Below are 19,294 nucleotides of genomic sequence, written 5' to 3'. Positions count from 1 at the left end.
CAATGCAATGCACGAGGCGTGCGTTAATTTACTTCTGTTTCGCTTTCACTGTAGCTTCCACAAAGCTCACGAAAAGCGGGTGCGGATTAGCTACTGTACTTTTATATTCCGGATGGTACTGAACGCCGATGAAAAACGGGTGCTCCGGCAATTCGACGATCTCGACGAGGCCGGTATCCGGGTTGGTGCCGGACGATCTCAATCCCGCTTTTTCAAGAGATTCGGCATACTCGCCGTTGTATTCGTATCGGTGGCGGTGGCGTTCCTGGATCTGGGCACTCCCGTAAATCCTGCGCGCCAGCGTATTGTCCTTGATGTCACATTTCCAGGCTCCGAGGCGCATTGTCCCGCCTTTGTCGGTAATCGTCTTCTGCTCTTCCATAAGATCGATCACAGGATTGGCCGTGCCTTCGTTCATCTCGGTCGAGTTGGAATCTTTAAGTCCGAGCACGTTTCTCGAGTATTCGATGACCGCCATCTGCATGCCAAGACAAATCCCGAAGAACGGAATGTCATGCTCGCGCGCATAACGCACCGCTTCGATCTTGCCTTCGATGCCTCTTTCCCCGAATCCGGGAGCGACGAGGACGCCGTCGAGATCCTTGAATTTTTCGGCTACGTTGTGCGTATCGATATATTCCGAATGTACCGAAACCACGTTCACCTTTGTTTCATTTGCCGCTCCGGCGTGAATGAACGCCTCGAGGATCGACTTATAGGAATCCTGCAATTCCACGTATTTTCCGATAAGGCCGATGTTCACGACGTGTTTCGGATTTTTGAGCCTGTGCAGGAACACGTTCCAGTTTTTTAAATCGGGCGTATTTTTCAGCGGAAGCTCCAATTTTTTTAGTGCGACGACGTCGAGGCCTTCTTCCTGCATCAGGTTCGGGACTTCGTAAATCGTGGATGCGTCGATCGACTGGATCACCGAATCGCGCGTGACGTTGCAGAACGAGGCCATTTTCTGGCGCAGTTCATCGGACAGTTCATGCTCGGTACGGCAAACGAGAATATCCGCTTTGATACCGCTTTCCATCAACGTCTTTACCGAGTGCTGCGTCGGCTTTGTCTTCAATTCGCCGGCCGCTGCCAAGTACGGAACAAGCGTCAGATGGACAACAATGCTGTTGCTTTCGCCAAGGTCCCAAACCAGCTGGCGCACCGACTCGATGTACGGAAGCGACTCGATGTCACCGACCGTCCCTCCGATTTCCGTAATGACGATGTCATAGTTGCCCGAATTTCCGAGCAACTGCATGCGTTCCTTGATTTCATTCGTGATGTGAGGCACGACCTGGACGGTTTTCCCGAGGAATTCCCCTCGCCTCTCCTTCTCGATGACCGAAAGATAGACACGGCCTGTGGTCACATTATTCGCCTGTGACGTCGGAACGTTGAGAAACCTTTCGTAATGTCCGAGGTCGAGGTCAGTTTCGGCTCCGTCATCGGTAACGTAACATTCCCCGTGCTCATAAGGATTGAGCGTTCCGGGATCGACGTTGATGTACGGGTCGAACTTCTGGATGGTGGTGCGATAACCGCGGGCTTGTAATAATTTTGCAAGCGACGCCGCGATAATCCCTTTTCCGAGGGAAGACGTCACACCGCCGGTAACAAAAATATATTTCGTTTGGTCCATAAATCGTAAAGTAGTTGTGTTGCGTAAAAACGGGGCAAAAGTACGATTATAAATCGAGAATCCTCATCGGGAAATCACAATTCTGCGCAAAGCTACGGCTTCGGATACCGACCGCGCAAATCGCGCAACATGCTCTCCATTCCGTTGAGTTTCAATTCGTAAACCTCGAGAATCTGCCTGCCTAGCAAGCCTTCCGGCAAGCGATTGTTTTTCAGCCAGATGACGTAATATTCAGGAAGATCGCCCAGATATCGGCCTTCGTATTTTCCGTAAGGCATTTTGGCATAGGCCATTTTGAGCAGGTTTTTCTTGTAATCCTGTTCCATCACGAAAGCCCGATCTGGTCCATCTCAGCAGTGTTATTTCCATCGTTTTTCGGGTTCGGACCGTATTTGTTTTCTCCGAATTGGCTGTTGACGAACAATAGCAACCACGAGTAGAACGGAATCAATATCAGCCATCCGCTGTTGCCGATGTCGTGCGAACGCTTTACGGCTTGGGCGAATTGGAACCAAACCGCTGCCAAAAATGCGAATGGGATCAAACCAAGAAACCAGACATTGATCTTCGACAACACAAAAACCATCATGAACATCATAAAGGCACCCATTGTGTAGATGATCAGGCTCAAGCCATATTCAGTGCGGCGGATGCGGCCCCGGAACGAAAACGGATTTTTGAACATAATTGAAAATTGAAGCTGCAAGTATAACCAAAACGGCTGGAAATTTTTCCCACATCCAATTTGACTTATCAACGAAAAAGCCCTTCGGAAGAAAGGCTTCTGTTATTCAAGCTGCAGTCCAGCCTGGAGATTCATTTCACTAATTATCATCCATGACTATAAAAAAGTCTTTACCCTTTCCAAGCAAACGACACCACCTTTTCGATATCGGGATGCAAACTCAGGTAGACCGGACACGTCATAGCCGTACGTTCCAGGATGGTTTTCGTCTTTTCGTCTACGGAAATTCCCATATCGAAATGAACTTCGATCCTGGATATCCTTCTCGGTTCGGCCTGCATGTGTTTGGTCACGTCGGCGGTGGCTCCGGCAAAATCGACGTCAAGCGCGCGTGCCTTGATGCCCATGACGGTCAGCATACAGCTCGCCAATGCGTTGGCTACGGTGTCTGTCGGGGAAAACGCTTCTCCTTTGCCGTTGTTGTCCAAAGGCGCGTCCGAAATGATTTCGCTGCCGGATTGTATATGAACGGACGATGTTCTCAATTCGCCCAGGTAGGTCACTTTTGATGTCATTATTCGACTTCTTTTACGCTAAGGTCCTCGTTATATTGCAAAATGTAAATTCCCTTGTTGACAAAACCGCCGTCTTTGGGGCCGTAGTCAAATTTGCTCTCGACCTGTTCCGTCTTTTGCTCCGCCGCAGATTCCGAAAAACGCTTGCCTTGTGAAAGCCGCAGCATGGTGTCGAACGTCACGTCGAAACCTCTTGTGGCGAATTGATTGGGAAAAACGCGGTTCTTGGCTTTATACGCGTCGCGAAACGCCTGGGCCGATTCGTTATCGCGCGTCATCGACGGATAAATGAGTTTCAATACGGTAAGTCGCTTCATCGAGATTTCCTCGAAATCAAGCGTGTCGTTGGGTTCTATGATGACGATCTGGATCCTGTAATTGGCGATTTCGTTGAGCAATAGGTTCGTCGTGCCTAAAATCATCCCCGTTTTCTCGGTGTCGAGAATGATGTAATTCGATACGTCCTTCACAAGCAGTGCCCGCAGTTTATCGGCCGGGACCGAACCCGATGCGTCTACTTCGGCAAACTTCACATTCGGATAGTTGGCGCCGATAAACTCTTTGTTAGAGGTGCGTTTGGGATCGCTCACGACAATTATGTTCCCGCCTTTGCCCGTCAGGAAATCGAGCATCATTTGCTTTGTATATTGTTCGGACGGCATGGCCTGGTACAGATTGCTGAATTTTTTGGCAGCTTCCTTGGAAAGTGGCGAGATCACCGGGACACCGGCAGCGTTGAGCTCCTCGGCCGCTTTCTCGGCATGTTGCTGGTAAAACGGACCGATCACCGCATCGGCATTTTTAAGATCGTGCTGCTTGATGATATCGAGCACTTTTGAAGAAGCCTTGCTTTCCTCGGTATCGAAAATCTTTACGTCGAGGTTCAGTCCCAGCGTTTTAGCCGAATCGATCGCCATCAGCGCACCCGAATAAAAATCGAGCGTAAGGTTCATAAACGCATCTTTCTTGAGTCTTTCGGCTGTCGCCTTCGTGGTATCGGCGCTGATTTTGGCAGCGTTGAACGGGAGAAGCAACACGAGTTTTTTCTTGTCGCCTCCTTTGGCTATTTTGGTGAGATCCGTATAATCCTTTCGCGGCTCTGCCATCGCCATCGAACCTCTGCTTGGCACTTTCAGGATCATGCCGGTTTTCACGCCATCTTTCAACGTCGGATTGAGCTCCACAAGTTGCTGTTCGCTAAGGCTGAACATTTTGGCAAGCCCGAAAAGCGTCTCTCCGGTCTTGACTTCGTAGTTGGCGAAACCGCCTTTGACGGGCTTTCGGACAACTTCAACGTCCGGTTTTGCGGGAACAGTGATTTCCTGGATCGTGGGCTTCGGACGCTCGACGACGCGCGTTTCGGATTTAGCAGATTCAGACTTGACGTGAAGCGTTGCTCCTTTTTGCAATCCCGACGCGATAGCCGGATTTTGCTTCTCCAGCTCAGAAACCGAAATTCCATATTTTTTCGCAATCGAATATTTGGTTTCTCCGGCCTGGACAATGTGGGTGCCGTCATTTGCTGTTTTCGGAGCCGATTCCGTAGCTTTCTCGGTCACTCCATCGACCGTCCCTCCCGGAATACTGATCGTCTCCCCTGTCTTGAGTCCCGCTTTGACGAGATCGGCATTGACCTTCTCGAGGTCTTTGACGCTGACGTCGTATTTTCGCGCGATGCTGTAAAGCGTTTCGCCAGCCGCTACAAGATGTGTCCTGGGTTTTGCCTTTGACGTGGAAACGGATTTTCCTGCCGACGGGATCAGCAACAAATCGTTTTCCTTTATGCCGTTCTTGGCATCGGGATTCAACCGATAGATGTCGAAGGGCGTGACGTTGTACTTTTTTGCTATCTGGGTTACGGTTTCCGATTTGGCGACCTTGTGTTTCGCATAATCCTGGGCATTTCCGGAATTAATGGACAAAACGGCTATCACCAATAAAAAAAAGTACTTCATGTGTGTTGCGTTAATAGGTTTCCCAAAGGTACGGCTTATCAATTACTCTGCCGTGATTTTTAAAACTTGTCCCGCCTGCAACCCTTTTTTGGCCACGCGAGGATTCTGACGTTTGATAACGTCTACGGTTACATTATATTTTCTGGCCAGGCCGATAAGCGTTTCACCAGGCTGCACCTCGTGGCTGACCGTTTCGCCCGAAGTAGCGGCAACGCCTGCATCCGAAGTTTCCTTCGATTGCGAAAACGCTGCATTTTCATTTGGCGGCACAACGCCTCCTGAGGTCGGGATTTTCACGTTCTCGTCTGCCCTAAGCCCACGTTTGGCAACTTTCGGATTCGCTTCTTTAATCGCATCGATGCTCACGCCGTATTGGTTCGCAAGCCCCGAAAGCGTCTCGCCCGAAACGACCCTGTGCGTCATCATCGTCGAGTCCAAAAAAGGAGCCGACGCGTTATCTGCCGCGGTTTCCGGATTCCTCTCAGGCGAAACAGCCGCTTCAGGCTGCACCTCTCGACCGGTTTCCATGACGAGGGGCTGAGAGGGAGCGACAGGCTCTTCACGTATAGGAACCGGGATTTTGAGCACCATGCCCTTCGTTATCCCGTCGACTGCGAATTTGTTGAGCCGGTAGATCTCAGAGGGTGGAACAAGGTATTTTTTGGACAGCATCCTGACCGTCTCGCCCATCATGACCTGATGGCTGACGATCCGGACTTCCTGTCCTTGGTTGTCTTGAGAGAAAAGATTCGGGGCGATCATTAGTAGTACAATCAGAATTGCTTTTCTCATATAAGCGGGTTTAGGTTATTCCCATTCTATCGTGGCCGGCGGCTTGGAACTGATGTCGTATACTACGCGGTTCACGCCTTTGACCTTGTTGATGATGTCGTTCGAGACCTTCATCAGGAAGTCGTATGGCAAATGCACCCAATCGGCCGTCATGCCATCTGTCGATTCGACGGCGCGCAGGGCGACCACTTTTTCGTAAGTGCGTTCGTCTCCCATCACGCCAACGCTGTTCACCGGGAGCAATATGGCTCCGGCCTGCCAGACTTTGTCGTACAATCCCCACGATTTCAAACCGTCGATGAAAACCGCATCGACCTCTTGCAAGATACGAACTTTTTCCTTCGTGATATCGCCCAAAATCCTGATAGACAAGCCCGGACCAGGGAACGGATGACGCCCCAAAAGCTCAGGATCGATCCCGAGCGATTTTCCGACGCGTCTTACTTCGTCCTTGAACAACATGCGCAAAGGCTCCACGACGCTCAGTTTCATAAAATCAGGCAGGCCGCCAACGTTGTGATGCGATTTGATCGTCGCCGACGGGCCTTTCACCGAAACCGATTCGATGACGTCCGGGTAAATCGTGCCCTGCGCCAGCCATTTCACATCGGTCAGTTGGTGCGCCTCATCGTCGAAAACCTCAATAAAAACGCGACCGATGGTCTTGCGCTTGGTCTCCGGATCCGAAATACCTTCGAGTTGGGAAAGAAAGCGGTCTTCGGCGTTGACACCTTTGACGTTCAAACCCATATCTTTATATTGGTGCAGTACATTGTCGAATTCGTTCTTGCGCAGCAATCCGTTGTTGACAAAAATACAGTAGAGGTTTTTGCCGATAGCTTTGTTCAGCAGGACCGCGGCAACCGTAGAGTCGACGCCTCCGGACAATCCCAAGACAACCTTGTCGTCTCCGATTTTTGCTTTGAGTTCGGCCACGATCTCCTCCACGAATGCGTTTGGCGTGAAATTTTGCGGAACTTTTGCAATCTTCACGAGAAAATTCTCGAGCATTTTCTTGCCGTCCGTAGAATGGTAAACTTCAGGATGGAACTGGATCGCATAGGTCGTTTCGCCTTCGATTTTATAGGCGGCATTTTCGACATCGTGAGTGCTTGCAAGCTTGATTCCGCCTGTAGGCAATTTCTTGATGGTATCCGAATGCGACATCCAGACCTGGGAATTCTCCGAAACATCGCTAAAGAAATCCTCTCCCTCTTTTATGTAAGACAAATTCGCGCGACCATATTCGCGTGTACTCGAGGCCCCGACTTCCCCTCCGTCGAAATGCGCCAGATACTGGGCTCCGTAACAAACGGCAAGCAATGGCATTTTTCCCCGGATCTGGGAAAGATCAGGATGGGGCGCATCGTCGGCACGCGTAGAAAACGGGCTCCCGGAAAGGATGACCGCTTTATAGCTCGACAAATCGTCAGGAAAATGGTTGTAAGGAAAAATTTCGCAAAAGATGTTGAGTTCGCGAACGCGGCGCGCAATAAGCTGTGTGTATTGCGATCCGAAATCAAGGATAAGTACGTTGTGTTGCATGCGCAAAAATACAATTTAATTGTAATATGTTGTTGTTTAGTTAGTTGCGTTATCAATTCCAGAAAGTGGGAACAAAAGTGGGAACAATTAATTTGCACTATTTGAAAAAGAAAGCGCAAAGTTAGTAAAAATAAGGTAAGAAATCTGTGTTTTCTTTAACATAATCAAGTGCTTTTAACGAGAAGAATTATGTCGTGATTTGTAAATAGTTGTATATACATAAGCGTCATTCGTACTATAAAAAATCCCCAATTTTAAAAAAGTCGAAAATGATTTAAAATATATAATTAAAGATTGATCTGAATCGATCTAAAAAAAGAATTGCAAAATGAAAAAAAAGAGATACTTACATACCAACTTCATTAATTTTTTGGTGGAGAAATACAATAAGAAAGATGAAAAAACTGATCTCCCAGAAGACAAGGCAAACAATAAGAATAAAGAAACAAATGAAGATGATGATGAACCGATTGAAGACCTCATCGCTGAATACAAGAATCTGTATAAAAAATTTGAGGACAAGAAATATGATGCAGTTTTTAAAAGACGATAAGATACTTTACGATGTCGAAACAATGCGTAAAATCTTAAATGCCCCAAAAGCGAAGTTACAACGGGAATTAAAAAAGCATAATGTTGAAATCACACGGTATAAAAACTTCTTTCTCTATCCCGAAATGACATTGTTCATTTTAATGGAACAAATCGTCATCGAAAAAATAAACCAAGGTTAAATGATCGACTATAATATTATCAGGAAATTGACCGAAAATATAAACAAGAACAAGGCAAAATTAACGGTTGAAACGGATTACAAGAAAAAGCAGAAATTGAGATATAAAATAGAAATTGACGGATTAAAGATAAAAATCGAACAACTGAATTAAAAAAAAAACGAACCTTTATAGAATGGCGGGTAACTATACGTTGGGTTCTATATCGTAACGCACTACCAGGGGATTTATACAAAGTGCAACCATAGTAGAAGGAAAGAAGTGGTAAGTATAACGGTGTGTCTTAGAGCATTGACAGTAGCTTTCCCAAACGTACATCAAAGACGATAGTACGTTAAGTTATACCCGATATGCTGTATCAGACATACGAGGTGGATACTTGGCTAACCAACTTGGGGCGACCCTTGTTGGGATTCTTGTATCTAAGTTTCCCCTCAATCTCCTCAGTACCCACCATCGTCTTAATAGATCTGATCGTAAAATTGAAGACTACTTAGTTTCAAATACAAACATCAAAGACATTTCCACACCTAACCCTTCAGCTAAAGATTTAATCGTACAAATTGTCGGATTGATTACTCCCCGCTCTATTCTAGTAATCTGAGGCAATGACACCTCAGCGAGATTAGCGAGTTCTTCCTGTGAAAATCCTTTTTGCTCCCTTAGTCTTTTTAAATTCTTGCCAAATTCGATTAAGTATTCTTTGTCCTTTGTGTATATCAATGCGTTACAAACTAAATTTAGTCTGTAAAATTCCGCTAATCATCAATGATTTATCTAATCATGTATGATTAGATAAAGTTTTATGTGTATGTTTGTTAAAATTTTAAATATTCAATTAACAACTCAAAAAAAAGCGACAAACATGAATTTAAGAACTACAGCAATTTTATGCTTCACAGGATTGCTATTATCCTGTAACGGTAAGAAGGAAAATAATGAAAGTACATCAGAATTTCTAAATGAAAGCGATTGTAACTGTGCAGAGCTTCAATTAAGACAGATTAACGAAAACGGTGACGAAGTAGAAGTCTGGAAGAATGTAAAAAAAGACGGCAATCTTTATACTGGTAATTGTACTGAAAAAGACCAGAATGACACAATCATCAGGAAATTGGAAATTAAAAATGGCTGGGTAGTCCGAGAAGTGAAGAAAGAAAATGTAATCGATAAAATCTACATCGTGACGAATGACATGGAATATAGTCAGTTGCAGAAAAGTAAAGGATTTACAATTGGTTTGTCGTTACTCGTATCTGGCGATAAGTACAGATACATTTCCGACTATGAAGACTATAAAAACGGGAATGTGTTTGATAAATGGGCAATTGGAGCGACAAATGATTTCGGAACAAATCGAATTTCTGTTTCAAGATATTACGAAAAGGGAGAACCATTAAATTGGTGGTCAGAGCAAGACACACTTGGCGGTCACAGTTCCAAAGGAAAAATAAAATGTTTAGGAAATCCTGAATTGATGAAAGGTGCGAACAACGAAATGGAATGGGTAAAAAATGATATGTCAGCAGACGAATTTATTAAATCCCTAAAATGTATGAAAGATGAATTGCCTCCTTTCAATTATTGGGAAGCTAAATAGAAATAGGACCTAATCAAATTTGATTACATAACAATTGAATACCGTATGACTCAATTATCAAGAGCAACTTAAAGTTGCTCTTTTTTATTATAAACGTACCATTACCCAAAGCGTATCATTTTAATTTTAAATACGAAGGTTATTTGATACAATAACTGTATCTTTGAAATATAAAATATTAAAACGATACAAAATGAAAGTAGTGATATACGCCAGGGTTTCGACGAACAGTCAGGATTACAAAAGACAAACAGAAGAATTATTGGAATTTTCCCAAACTAGAAATTATGAAGTCGTGAAAATCTTTGAAGAAAAGATTTCAGGTGGAAAGACCAATGAGGAACGACCTCAACTAATGAAAATGATAGACTTTATCAAGTCGAATAAAATTGACAAAATTCTTTGTTGGGAATTAAGCAGACTTGGAAGAAATACTATTGAAGTTCTTAAAACAATTCAACTGCTTAATGAGAATTATATTTCCCTTTACATTAAAAATCACAATATAGAAACGTTTAATGATAAATGTGAAATAAATCCGATGTCCCAGTTCCTTATCCAAATACTTACCTCAGTTAGCGAAATGGAAAAAACACAAATTCGTCAACGTATTAAGTCGGGGTATGATAGCTTTCGTAAGAATGGTGGGAAAGTTGGTCGTAAAGACGGATTTAGGAAAAGTCCCCAAACGTTATTAAGCGAACACAAAGATGTAGTCAAATTATTGAAGCAAGGTATGTCCGTTAGAAAGACAATGAAATTGACTGATAAAAGCAGTGGTACAGTCCAAAAGATCAAAAAAATGCTATCAAAAGGTGAAGGATTGTAAAAAAAATAACAATTTTTTGATATTTTTACGATCTATTTTCATTTCATGGATAAAAAAACAAAACAGAACATATATCATAGTTCGCTAGGTCGTGTTATGTCTTCACGAAAACGTCCTAGTAGTTTAAACACACTTAAAAACCTTTTAGATTTTGACAATCTGTCCGATGTGACAGATTCGTTATCGAAGTTTATTAGTCCCACAAATTTTTCAATTTACGGAAATGCGTTTCCCAAAACGTTAGATGTACTTGGTAAAGGTGAAATGTTGTTTAAACCTATAAGTCTCGAAAATGAATTCAAATGGACTTTTTTATCTATTAGAAAATTTTCAAAGCAGATAAGTCTTTTCTTAATTTTTAAAATTGAATTTGAGAAGTTTTTTCTACTTGGCGATTATGAGAGTGCTGAAAAGACTTTAGAAAATATTTTGGGCGAATTTGGCTATTCTATTTGGTACATTGAAGCTAAGTTTCTTTTGCTAGAATACCAAGACAAGTCAGAAGAGCAAAAGGAATTTTTATCAAAAATAAATGAGGTAAATAAAAATTTTTTCGTCAGTACACTTGCGCATTTTCTATCCTTTAGAACCGAAAGAAATTTATCCGCTTACAAATATGACTACGATATCAAAAGTCTATTCAGTAGAAATAAAAAAGAGGATGAGCGGGAAATAAGGCAATACTATCTTTTTAGATTAAACTATTTTGAAAATTATCAGATAAGTGACTTTTCCATGCTTTTAGTGTTTGAAAATTGCAATTCACTAATAGACAGGTATTTATTTGCGAGAGACATCTTGAAAATATTGTCTTTAAAAAAAGAGAATTTCAATTTCGCATTTTTAAAATCGAAATATTTATTCAAAAAAACGAGTGACCGTAATCTAATTCCAATCCTATGCACTAACGAAATACCAAAATTGTCGGATCGTCAAAATTATTTTGATAATAAATATCTACAGATAATTGATCTTTACTATACTGGTCTTTATGATGAAGCTATTGAAGAAATAAGACTTTTTATTAAGATAGATCCATCGAATTTTGATTTACTTATTCTTTACGTACGTTGCCATATAAACTTAAAGATGGCAATTACTCCTATTACTGATATTCCTTCTTTGTTAAATCAAATCACCACTAAGATTTTTCAATTGATGAATAAAGGTGAAAATAGAAGTGAAGTTATCTATAATCTTTACCAGATCAATAAAAACACACTAAGTTTTGACATAGGTCCGAGTCTAAATTATTTTCTAAAGAAGGAACAAGGTTTAGATGCGGACATTTCGCTCAAGTTATTATCTCTAAATAAATTTGATCCCTACTTCTCTAAATACTTTAAGGATAAACAAGCGGGACAAAACTACTTAAATAGTGGATTACAAATATATAATAATTCGATATCGATAAGTTACTGGCAAGATTATTTGACTGAGAATATAACTACTAATAAGAACTTAAGTCCTGAATTTTCATTTATCAATAAAGCAAAAATTTACTTTAAACAGGGAAATTACGAAAAGAGCACAATGCTATGGGAAGACGTAATTAAACAAACTGAAGACAACATTCCAATTCTTCAAACAGCATTGAAGTATCTCTTCGAATCACTAGTAAATCTTGAAAATTACAACTCTGCGATAAAATTATATGTCAATAATTTTAAAGAAAATGAAAATTCTATTGTAAAAATAGATTCAAAAAAATTAATTGACATTTTAAGAAGAAAAAGATATACAGACGTACGACGAACAATTGATCTTCCAATATTTATAAGTCTTTGCTCTCAGGATGACTTAGAGAAAAGTTTTATAATAGAACAATTTTGTAAAATTTATGATAAGACACTTCCGTCCAATCTTTTCGAACATGAAATTGATTCAGACAGAAAAAAAATCGAATATTTTTATTTTGACGTTTGCAGTTCAGAGGTATTAAAGCATTCGATATATCTAAATAACACGATTGACAGATTAAACGAACGTTTAAAAATTATAAATTATCTAAAAGAAATATTTAGTGAAAACGAAAAGAAATATCAGGAAGAATTAAATCTAATTTCAAACGAACTAATCGTTTACGAGGGAACTTTGAAATTAGAGGAAAGCAAAATTTATGCAAATGACCAAGCGATTATTACTAGAGAACTCAAGGATATTGACGGTCTTTACAACCGTTACAAAACCATTTATAATCTTTCGTTACAAGACAAAAAAATACTTCTCATTAGTGAAAATAGTTTTGCTCTTGTGAAGTTTAATGGAATGGAAGACTACGACACCTCAGAGGTAAAATATTCTGAAAGTGCATTAGTCGACGTTTTCTCAGAATTGTTTGATTCTATATTAGACAAGTATTTATTCAGCAATTTTGGTATTGTTGCTTATCTGAGTACCAGGATTCGTCATGGGGTTTTACTAGGAGAATTACGTCCAGAACTTGAAAAGCAAAACTTAATCCTTAATCGCATTGGAGAAACAGACAAATATGAAGAAAATTCATCTTGGAACTCACAGTATTTTAATTTAAATGATAAAAAGAAGTCCGATCTGCATTCTGTACTTACAAATTTCTCTTTCAAAATTGACACTTTGATTGAAGATATTATAAAAACTAAAATTCAGATAAAGAAAGATGGAAAGAATGAGAATGGACTTTTTAATTATGAATTCGACAAGTTAGAACTTTCAGCTTATATAGCTGAACTTTCAATTGATGTTGATTCTCGGCAATTCTGTCAAAACGTAATTGACCTAATATGGCAACGAACGGATGCAAATTTGGCGGTAATTAGGGAGTATATTGATAATGACATAAAAAATAAATTTGCGGAAGAACTTAACGCTTTAGACTTAAGATTGAGGTCAATATTGAGTAATGAAGATTTACCCAAAATTTTTACAAATCTTGCAGATAGTTCAACAGTAATAGAAAATAAGATTAAAAAAATTAGTTCATGGTTTAGAAGATCAGGATCGACAATTGACGATTTCAATATCCAGAAAATCTTTGATATTGTTTGGAACAATACTCAAAAATGCTACCCTAAAATGAATGTTGGATGTAAAGTAAACTACGACTCCAATCCAACAATAAAATCATGTTATTATATTCACTTTACAGACCTATTTAGAATATTGTTGGACAATATGTTTAAGTATGGCTATTCTATTGATGATATTAAAAATTTTGAATTTAGTTCATATGAAGAAGACAAATATTTAAAATTCAAATTCATAAATGCTATAGAGTTTCCAATAACTGATTTACCGTTTAAAACAAAAAATGGGCAAGCGGTTGTAGATACTGCCAAACTTATATCCGAGGGCAAATCAGGCATATCAAAAGCTATTAAAATTGTAAAATATGATTTGGATAATGAGAGTAACATGATTCAAGTAAAGTCCCCTGACCATGAAAATGTTTTTGAAGTTATAGTTAGCGTTGAAGTTCAAAATCTCCTCCAAGATGAATAAGATACTAATTGTAGAGGATAATCAAAAAAAACTTGAAAAACTTAAAACGTTTTTAGAAGGAGATTTTCCTAACATTATAATTGAGGAACGAACTTCATACAATTCTGCTTCCAAAGAAATCGTATTAAACTTTGATAAATATGATTTGATTTTGTTAGATATGAGTATGCAGACTTACGATATTTCAGACGATGAATCTGGAGGTGAACCAGAACCATTAGCAGGAAAAAACATTTTAAAGCAGATATATCTAAGAAACATTCCAACTAAAGTAATCGTAGTTACTATGTATGAAAATTATGTAGATGGTACCAGAATAAAAGAACTGGATCAAGAACTCTCTAATGACTTTGGCGAAAATTATTGTGGATATATTTTCTTTTCGCATTCAAATAAAGAATGGTCGATTAAACTTAAAGAATTGATGTTAAAGCTATGATTGATATACTAATATTGGATGATTCAGATGAGAAAATTTCACTCATCGAGAAATACTTACTTGAAGAATGTAATATTCCTCAAACAAATATTTTTAAGGAGAAGAACATAAAAGACGGAAGGAAAATTTTATATGACAGAGATTTTGATTTACTACTACTCGACTTAGTTATGCCCCGAGATCACGAAACGGAACCTAATGCAGAAGAGAGTGTAAAGTTTCTTGATGAAATATACTATAATAGTTCAATTCATATACCTGCTCATATAATTGGCTTTTCTCAGTTTGACGATTTAATAAATGCTCATCAAGAAACTTTCGATGACAAATTATGGCATCTAATAAATTTTAGCTTTACGCAAAACTCTTGGAAAGATAAGCTCAAGAGTAAAGTCTGTTATATCACTTCCCTGAAACAAAGGTTTAAAGAAGCAATCGAATCAAAAAACTATTACGATATAGGAATAATCTGCGCACTTGAGACACCAGAATTTTCAGAAATACTTCAGTTAGATTTACCGTGGAAAAAAATATCGTTTGAAGGAGATCCATTGGTATATTACTCGAGTGAAATAAACACTCTAAATGGTAATAAACATAAAATAATAGCTTGTTCCATTACAAGAATGGGTATGCAAGCGTCTGCGTCCGTAACAACGAAAATCATAGAAAAGTTTTGCCCAAAATATATTGCGATGACTGGAATCTGCGCTGGTGTGAAGGACAGAGACATAAACTATGGGGACATAATAGTTTCAGAAAACATCACAGATTTTGGTTCAGGGAAAATGGTGGAAACGGATGCTGGTGATGTTGTACTAAAACCCGAACCTCATCAAATTCCAACAGATCAAACTTTAATTTCTAAGTTAAGTAATTTTATCCGTGAGAATGATGAAATCGTAAAAATTCAAAGTAAATATCGTGGTAGCAAACCTTCAACTGTGTTACAAGCTAAAATTGCTCCCACTACCTCTGGATCATATGTCGTTTCTAGTGAGGGATTGGTACAAAGCATAATTGCCCAAAATCGCAAGCTTTCAGCAATTGATATGGAAGGGTACGGTGTATATCTCGCGTGTCATTTTTTCAATAAAACTAAACCTCTTGTAGTAAAATCGGTTTGCGACTTCGGAGACAAACATAAGGGAGATGATTATCAACAATATGCTTCGTACACAAGCGCTAATTTTTTACTAAGCTTTATAAAAAATATGCTTTAGGAAAGCTCATTAGAAGTGAATTTACTTGGATACTTAGCTAATCACTTGAAATGTTTAAGACACAGAGTATGAGAAAAAAGATACTTCAACTGTTAGAAAAAATTATCAAATGGTTAGAGTCAATATATTTTAAGTACTCTATTAAAAGTATTGATGATTTAGCTTACTCCTCCCTATCCCCTATCGACAATGGTGATGAGAATGGACATTACTCAAAAGCTTTATTATGGTCACTAAAAAATAGAAAGAAAGAAGACATTAAGAATATTGCCTTAACGGGTTCATACGGATCTGGAAAAAGTAGTATCCTGAAAACATTCCAAAAAAATTATAAGGGAAATGATTTAAAATTTCTAAATATTTCTTTGGCAACTTTTAAAGAAGAAAAACCTGAGTTCGACGAAAAAGGTAAAGAGATTAAAGTTGACAAAACCGAGCTATTAAGACTTATCGAAACAAGTATATTAGAACAGATTTTTTACCATGAAGAAGACAACAAAATTCCTGATTCAAGGTTCAAGAAAATAAAAAGTTATAGTGTAAAAAAGCTAATTTTCATTTCTATAGGATACTTATTGTTTTTGTTAGCGATCTGTAATTATTTCTATCCATATTTCATTCAAAGTATCTTTAAAGATATTGCAATCAGTAATAAAGTATGCGATATTATCCACTATAGCGGAATTTTCATAGTAGCATTAGGTACATTCTTTATAATATTAAAATCAGTTAGAATTATTAGTGCTGTTACAATTAATAAACTCAAAATACAAAATGCTGAAATCGGTGTTGGTGAAAATTTAAATAAGTCGGTTTTAAATCATCATATCGATGAAATTCTTTATTTCTTTTCCATAAGACCTTATAACGTTGTCATAATTGAAGACTTAGACAGATTTCGAGAAACTGAAATCTTTACTAAACTTAGAGAGGTTAACTTACTTCTCAATAATTCGGAAAAAACAAAACGTAAAGAGATTGTTTTTGTGTATGCTGTTCGTGACGATATGTTTACCGATAAAGAGCGAACTAAGTTCTTTGATTTTATTATACCTGTAATTCCGGTTATAAATTCATCTAATTCAAGTGAAATACTACTTAAAAAGAAAAACAAGTTTCAATATAACCTGAGTGATAATTTAATTGAAGATATATCCTTTTTCATAGATGATATGCGTTTGCTTCATAATATCTCTAACGAATTTTATTTATATAGTAATAAGCTAAATGAAACTCTAAATCAAGATAAGTTATTCGCCATAATCACTTATAAAAACATATACCCTAATGATTTTATGAAGCTGAGTTATAATGAAGGTGATCTCTATACCATTTTTAATTCAAAAGCGATTTTTATAAAAAATTCAGTTAGTGAAATAGAGAGTGAAATAGAGCAATATAAAGATCAAATTAAAGAATATGAGAGTTTATTCATAAGTAATATACAAGATTTAAGATTACTATATGTAGTTAGAATAATTGAAACTTTACCAGGTTTCAAATCATTTGTTATTAATAACAATATATTATCAATAGATGAAGTTGTCGAAACAGCAAATTTTGAATATTTAAAAACAAATAATTTTCTATATGAACAAATTAGGTTCAACGAATACTATGGAAGAACTGATACTCGAAATCTAAATTCCACCACAAAATTTAGTACAATTGAAAAGCTCATTGACCAAAATAAATCATATTTAGAGAAGGAAAAAGAGATTACGGATATTAAAAATGGCAAGATTGCTTCGTTAAAAAATAAAATTCAGGAATTAGAAAAGCAAAAACAAAAAACTAGAATCTCTAAAATAGCCGATTTGCTGAGATCTGATCAATTCTCTGATATAGAATTAAGCGACAACCTCAACAAAAATCTTATAACCATTCTATTACGAAATGGCTATATCGCAGAAGATTATATAGACTATATATCGCTATTCCATGAAGAAAGCTTAACGCGTTCTGACTATCAATTTCATATCAGCATTAAGAACTCGATAAAACAACCGTTTGATTATAAGTTGTCTAAAATCGAAAAATTACTTTTAAAAATTAACCCGCTTGATTTTCAGACAGAGTATATATTGAATTATGACATTTTAGATTACTTACTTTATCATTCCAATAAATATAATTCTCAATTAGAATCAATTTTTAACAAACTGAAAGACGAATCAAAAATCTCCATCGAGTTCATTAAAGGATATTTTGAAACATCACAAAAATTAGATGAATTTACAAAGATGCTCTGCAACAAGTGGAGCAATATATGGGGATTCATAGAATCTAATCCTGATTTCTCGGAAGATTTAAAAAATACTATTCTAAAAAGGATAATTGAGTATGGGGATGTAAAAGCTATAATTGAGATTTCAAAACAATCTTCTTTAACAAAGCTTATTCTCTCCGATCCATTATTTTTAAATATTACTGAGAATCATGATCAGCTTAAAAAAGTTATTGAAGAATTAAAAATAAGCTTTAGCAAAATTGATTTTGAAAATTCTTCTGATGAAATGCTGTCTTTCATATACAAGGGTAACTATTATCAGTTAAATATTGAAATAGTTGCTTCCGTAATTAAAAAGTTCGGAGAATTTAACCAAGTAGAATTTGATAACTCAAACTACTTTGCAATTAGGACATCAAAAGCAGATCAATTAATTCAATATGTTGAAGCAAATATTGATGATTATATTGAAAACGTGTACTTAAAAATATCTACCAATGTAAATGAGAAAGAGGAGTATCTTATCGCTCTACTCAACAATGAAAATATAGAAATTGATAACAAAAAATCTGTTATTTCACAAATAGAAACTAAGATTGCAAAGCTCTCAACCATTGAGGATTCTGGATTGTATCCTATATTACTTGAAAACAATAAATTACTTCCTTCTTGGGAAAATTTACTTTTCGATTATAATAACCAAATTATTGAAGAAGGAGACGAAGAAAAAACTGAATCAGAAATATCAGAATCGAGTATTGAATTCATCAATCTAATTCAAAATGCAGAAGAATTGTCCAAGGTTAAAATTCCTAAAGAGGTAAATTCTACAAATGTTTATGGCAAATTTTGGAAAAAGCTACTTCAAAAGGACGAGATAGAAGATCAATCGTACGATTTAATTACTAAATCCAGTCCTTGGTGGTATAGTGATTTAAGCTTTGAAGAAATATCCGACAACAAAATTAAGTCACTTATTAATAGTAATTGTGTTAATCCTACTGTTGAGAGTTTTAATTCATTAAAAGAAAAATCTGATGGATTAAATATCTATCTACTCGAAAAAAGAAAGAACGATTATTTTAAAATCTTAGATCAGCTTACATTTGACAGCGATGATTTGGAATTGATCTTAAAGTCTTCCATCTTAAACAATTCTGACAAATTGAAAATATTGGATAATTGTTCTGAAGAAGCAATTATCACGAATAGCAATATAAAACTATTGAGTTCTATTCTTATATCAGATAGTTCCTTTGTCGTTAGTGATAATGTTTTAAACTCTATTCTTGTAAACAACCAAGTTCCAGTAAAAGAGCGAATAAGGTTATTTGTTAAAAATTCAAGCAAATATGACCTATCTTTCATTGAATCTTTCTTGACAAATTTAGGAGGAAATTATGCGTGGATTACTGATACAAGTTCAAAAGCAAGAATTCCAAAAGACCATGACAATTGGGAACTATTAAGTGTTTTAGCGAATAAAAGATATATTTCTTCTTTTTCGGAAAAAGATTCTGACTTTAGAGTAAATCACAAACGAAAATAATTGAGAACAAAGCAAA

General features: G+C 37.6%; 15 protein-coding genes. 7 read left to right on the top strand and 8 right to left on the bottom strand.

What is annotated here, in order from left to right; all coding sequences use genetic code 11:
- Positions 1-28: 28 nt before the first annotated feature.
- From HC229_RS13925 to guaA, 7 genes are all read right to left on the bottom strand, one after another.
- On the bottom strand, positions 29-1,642 hold the full coding sequence (locus HC229_RS13925; RefSeq protein ID WP_191021107.1) for a CTP synthase: 1,614 nt from the start codon (positions 1,640-1,642) through the stop codon (positions 29-31).
- A gap of 92 nt (positions 1,643-1,734) precedes the next feature.
- Positions 1,735-1,968 (bottom strand): DUF3820 family protein, encoded by a 234-nt coding sequence (locus HC229_RS13920; RefSeq protein ID WP_191021106.1) that lies wholly within the window; start codon positions 1,966-1,968, stop codon positions 1,735-1,737.
- Positions 1,968-2,327, bottom strand: a complete 360-nt coding sequence (locus HC229_RS13915; RefSeq protein WP_191021105.1) for a DUF805 domain-containing protein — start codon at positions 2,325-2,327, stop codon at positions 1,968-1,970. The genes HC229_RS13920 and HC229_RS13915 overlap by 1 nt, the downstream gene beginning before the upstream one ends.
- A gap of 170 nt (positions 2,328-2,497) precedes the next feature.
- On the bottom strand, positions 2,498-2,902 hold the full coding sequence (locus HC229_RS13910; RefSeq protein WP_191021104.1) for an OsmC family protein: 405 nt from the start codon (positions 2,900-2,902) through the stop codon (positions 2,498-2,500).
- Positions 2,902-4,857 (bottom strand): LysM peptidoglycan-binding domain-containing protein, encoded by a 1,956-nt coding sequence (locus HC229_RS13905; RefSeq protein WP_191021103.1) that lies wholly within the window; start codon positions 4,855-4,857, stop codon positions 2,902-2,904. The genes HC229_RS13910 and HC229_RS13905 overlap by 1 nt, the downstream gene beginning before the upstream one ends.
- A 42-nt stretch (positions 4,858-4,899) precedes the next feature.
- Complete coding sequence (locus HC229_RS13900) at positions 4,900-5,649, bottom strand: LysM peptidoglycan-binding domain-containing protein (RefSeq protein WP_191021102.1); 750 nt, start codon at positions 5,647-5,649, stop codon at positions 4,900-4,902.
- Positions 5,650-5,664: 15 nt separating this feature from the next.
- Positions 5,665-7,194, bottom strand: coding sequence for a glutamine-hydrolyzing GMP synthase (guaA, locus tag HC229_RS13895; protein ID WP_191021101.1), 1,530 nt, complete (start codon positions 7,192-7,194; stop codon positions 5,665-5,667).
- Positions 7,195-7,522: 328 nt separating this feature from the next.
- On the opposite strand from guaA, the gene HC229_RS13890 reads away from it, so the two are divergent.
- Positions 7,523-7,747: a hypothetical protein gene (locus HC229_RS13890; protein ID WP_191021100.1), complete on the top strand. Its 225-nt coding sequence runs from the start codon at positions 7,523-7,525 to the stop codon at positions 7,745-7,747.
- 670 nt (positions 7,748-8,417) lie between these two features.
- Here HC229_RS13890 and HC229_RS16765 read toward each other — a convergent pair.
- Positions 8,418-8,651, bottom strand: coding sequence for a helix-turn-helix domain-containing protein (locus tag HC229_RS16765; RefSeq protein WP_223845619.1), 234 nt, complete (start codon positions 8,649-8,651; stop codon positions 8,418-8,420).
- Positions 8,652-8,793: 142 nt separating this feature from the next.
- On the opposite strand from HC229_RS16765, the gene HC229_RS13880 reads away from it, so the two are divergent.
- From HC229_RS13880 to HC229_RS13855, 6 genes are all read left to right on the top strand, one after another.
- On the top strand, positions 8,794-9,528 hold the full coding sequence (locus HC229_RS13880; RefSeq protein WP_191021099.1) for a hypothetical protein: 735 nt from the start codon (positions 8,794-8,796) through the stop codon (positions 9,526-9,528).
- A 193-nt stretch (positions 9,529-9,721) separates the two neighbouring features.
- Positions 9,722-10,357, top strand: a complete 636-nt coding sequence (locus HC229_RS13875; RefSeq protein ID WP_191021098.1) for a recombinase family protein — start codon at positions 9,722-9,724, stop codon at positions 10,355-10,357.
- Positions 10,358-10,402: 45 nt separating this feature from the next.
- A complete protein-coding gene (locus HC229_RS13870) occupies positions 10,403-13,837 on the top strand; it encodes a tetratricopeptide repeat protein (RefSeq protein ID WP_191021097.1) in 3,435 nt (1,144 codons plus the stop codon).
- Positions 13,830-14,276 carry a response regulator gene (locus HC229_RS13865; RefSeq protein ID WP_191021096.1) on the top strand — a complete coding sequence of 149 codons (447 nt, stop codon included), beginning with the start codon at positions 13,830-13,832 and terminating at the stop codon, positions 14,274-14,276. Before HC229_RS13870 ends, HC229_RS13865 begins: the two co-directional genes overlap by 8 nt.
- Entirely contained in the window at positions 14,273-15,499 is a 1,227-nt protein-coding gene (locus HC229_RS13860; RefSeq protein WP_191021095.1) for a 5'-methylthioadenosine/S-adenosylhomocysteine nucleosidase family protein, read from the top strand. The genes HC229_RS13865 and HC229_RS13860 overlap by 4 nt, the downstream gene beginning before the upstream one ends.
- A gap of 68 nt (positions 15,500-15,567) precedes the next feature.
- On the top strand, positions 15,568-19,278 hold the full coding sequence (locus HC229_RS13855) for a YobI family P-loop NTPase (protein WP_191021094.1): 3,711 nt from the start codon (positions 15,568-15,570) through the stop codon (positions 19,276-19,278).
- Positions 19,279-19,294 lie beyond the last annotated feature (16 nt).

The organism is Flavobacterium selenitireducens (assembly GCF_014748335.1).
Taxonomy (GTDB): Bacteria; Bacteroidota; Bacteroidia; order Flavobacteriales; family Flavobacteriaceae; genus Flavobacterium; species Flavobacterium selenitireducens.
Note: the sequence above shows the minus strand (reverse complement) of the source record. Positions and strands in the feature narration are given on the sequence as shown.

Excerpts from the sequence above, each read along its gene's own strand:
- HC229_RS13915 (WP_191021105.1), bottom strand. The coding sequence starts at position 2,327 with ATGTTCAAAAATCCGTTTTCGTTCCGGGGCCGCATCCGCCGCACTGAA.
- HC229_RS13875 (WP_191021098.1), top strand. The coding sequence starts at position 9,722 with ATGAAAGTAGTGATATACGCCAGGGTTTCGACGAACAGTCAGGATTAC.
- guaA (WP_191021101.1), bottom strand. The coding sequence starts at position 7,194 with ATGCAACACAACGTACTTATCCTTGATTTCGGATCGCAATACACACAG.
- HC229_RS13900 (WP_191021102.1), bottom strand. The coding sequence starts at position 5,649 with ATGAGAAAAGCAATTCTGATTGTACTACTAATGATCGCCCCGAATCTT.
- HC229_RS13860 (WP_191021095.1), top strand. The coding sequence starts at position 14,273 with ATGATTGATATACTAATATTGGATGATTCAGATGAGAAAATTTCACTC.
- HC229_RS13925 (WP_191021107.1), bottom strand. The coding sequence starts at position 1,642 with ATGGACCAAACGAAATATATTTTTGTTACCGGCGGTGTGACGTCTTCC.
- HC229_RS13880 (WP_191021099.1), top strand. The coding sequence starts at position 8,794 with ATGAATTTAAGAACTACAGCAATTTTATGCTTCACAGGATTGCTATTA.
- HC229_RS13855 (WP_191021094.1), top strand. The coding sequence starts at position 15,568 with ATGAGAAAAAAGATACTTCAACTGTTAGAAAAAATTATCAAATGGTTA.
- HC229_RS13920 (WP_191021106.1), bottom strand. The coding sequence starts at position 1,968 with ATGGAACAGGATTACAAGAAAAACCTGCTCAAAATGGCCTATGCCAAA.
- HC229_RS13890 (WP_191021100.1), top strand. The coding sequence starts at position 7,523 with ATGAAAAAAAAGAGATACTTACATACCAACTTCATTAATTTTTTGGTG.
- HC229_RS13870 (WP_191021097.1), top strand. The coding sequence starts at position 10,403 with ATGGATAAAAAAACAAAACAGAACATATATCATAGTTCGCTAGGTCGT.
- HC229_RS13910 (WP_191021104.1), bottom strand. The coding sequence starts at position 2,902 with ATGACATCAAAAGTGACCTACCTGGGCGAATTGAGAACATCGTCCGTT.
- HC229_RS13865 (WP_191021096.1), top strand. The coding sequence starts at position 13,830 with ATGAATAAGATACTAATTGTAGAGGATAATCAAAAAAAACTTGAAAAA.
- HC229_RS13905 (WP_191021103.1), bottom strand. The coding sequence starts at position 4,857 with ATGAAGTACTTTTTTTTATTGGTGATAGCCGTTTTGTCCATTAATTCC.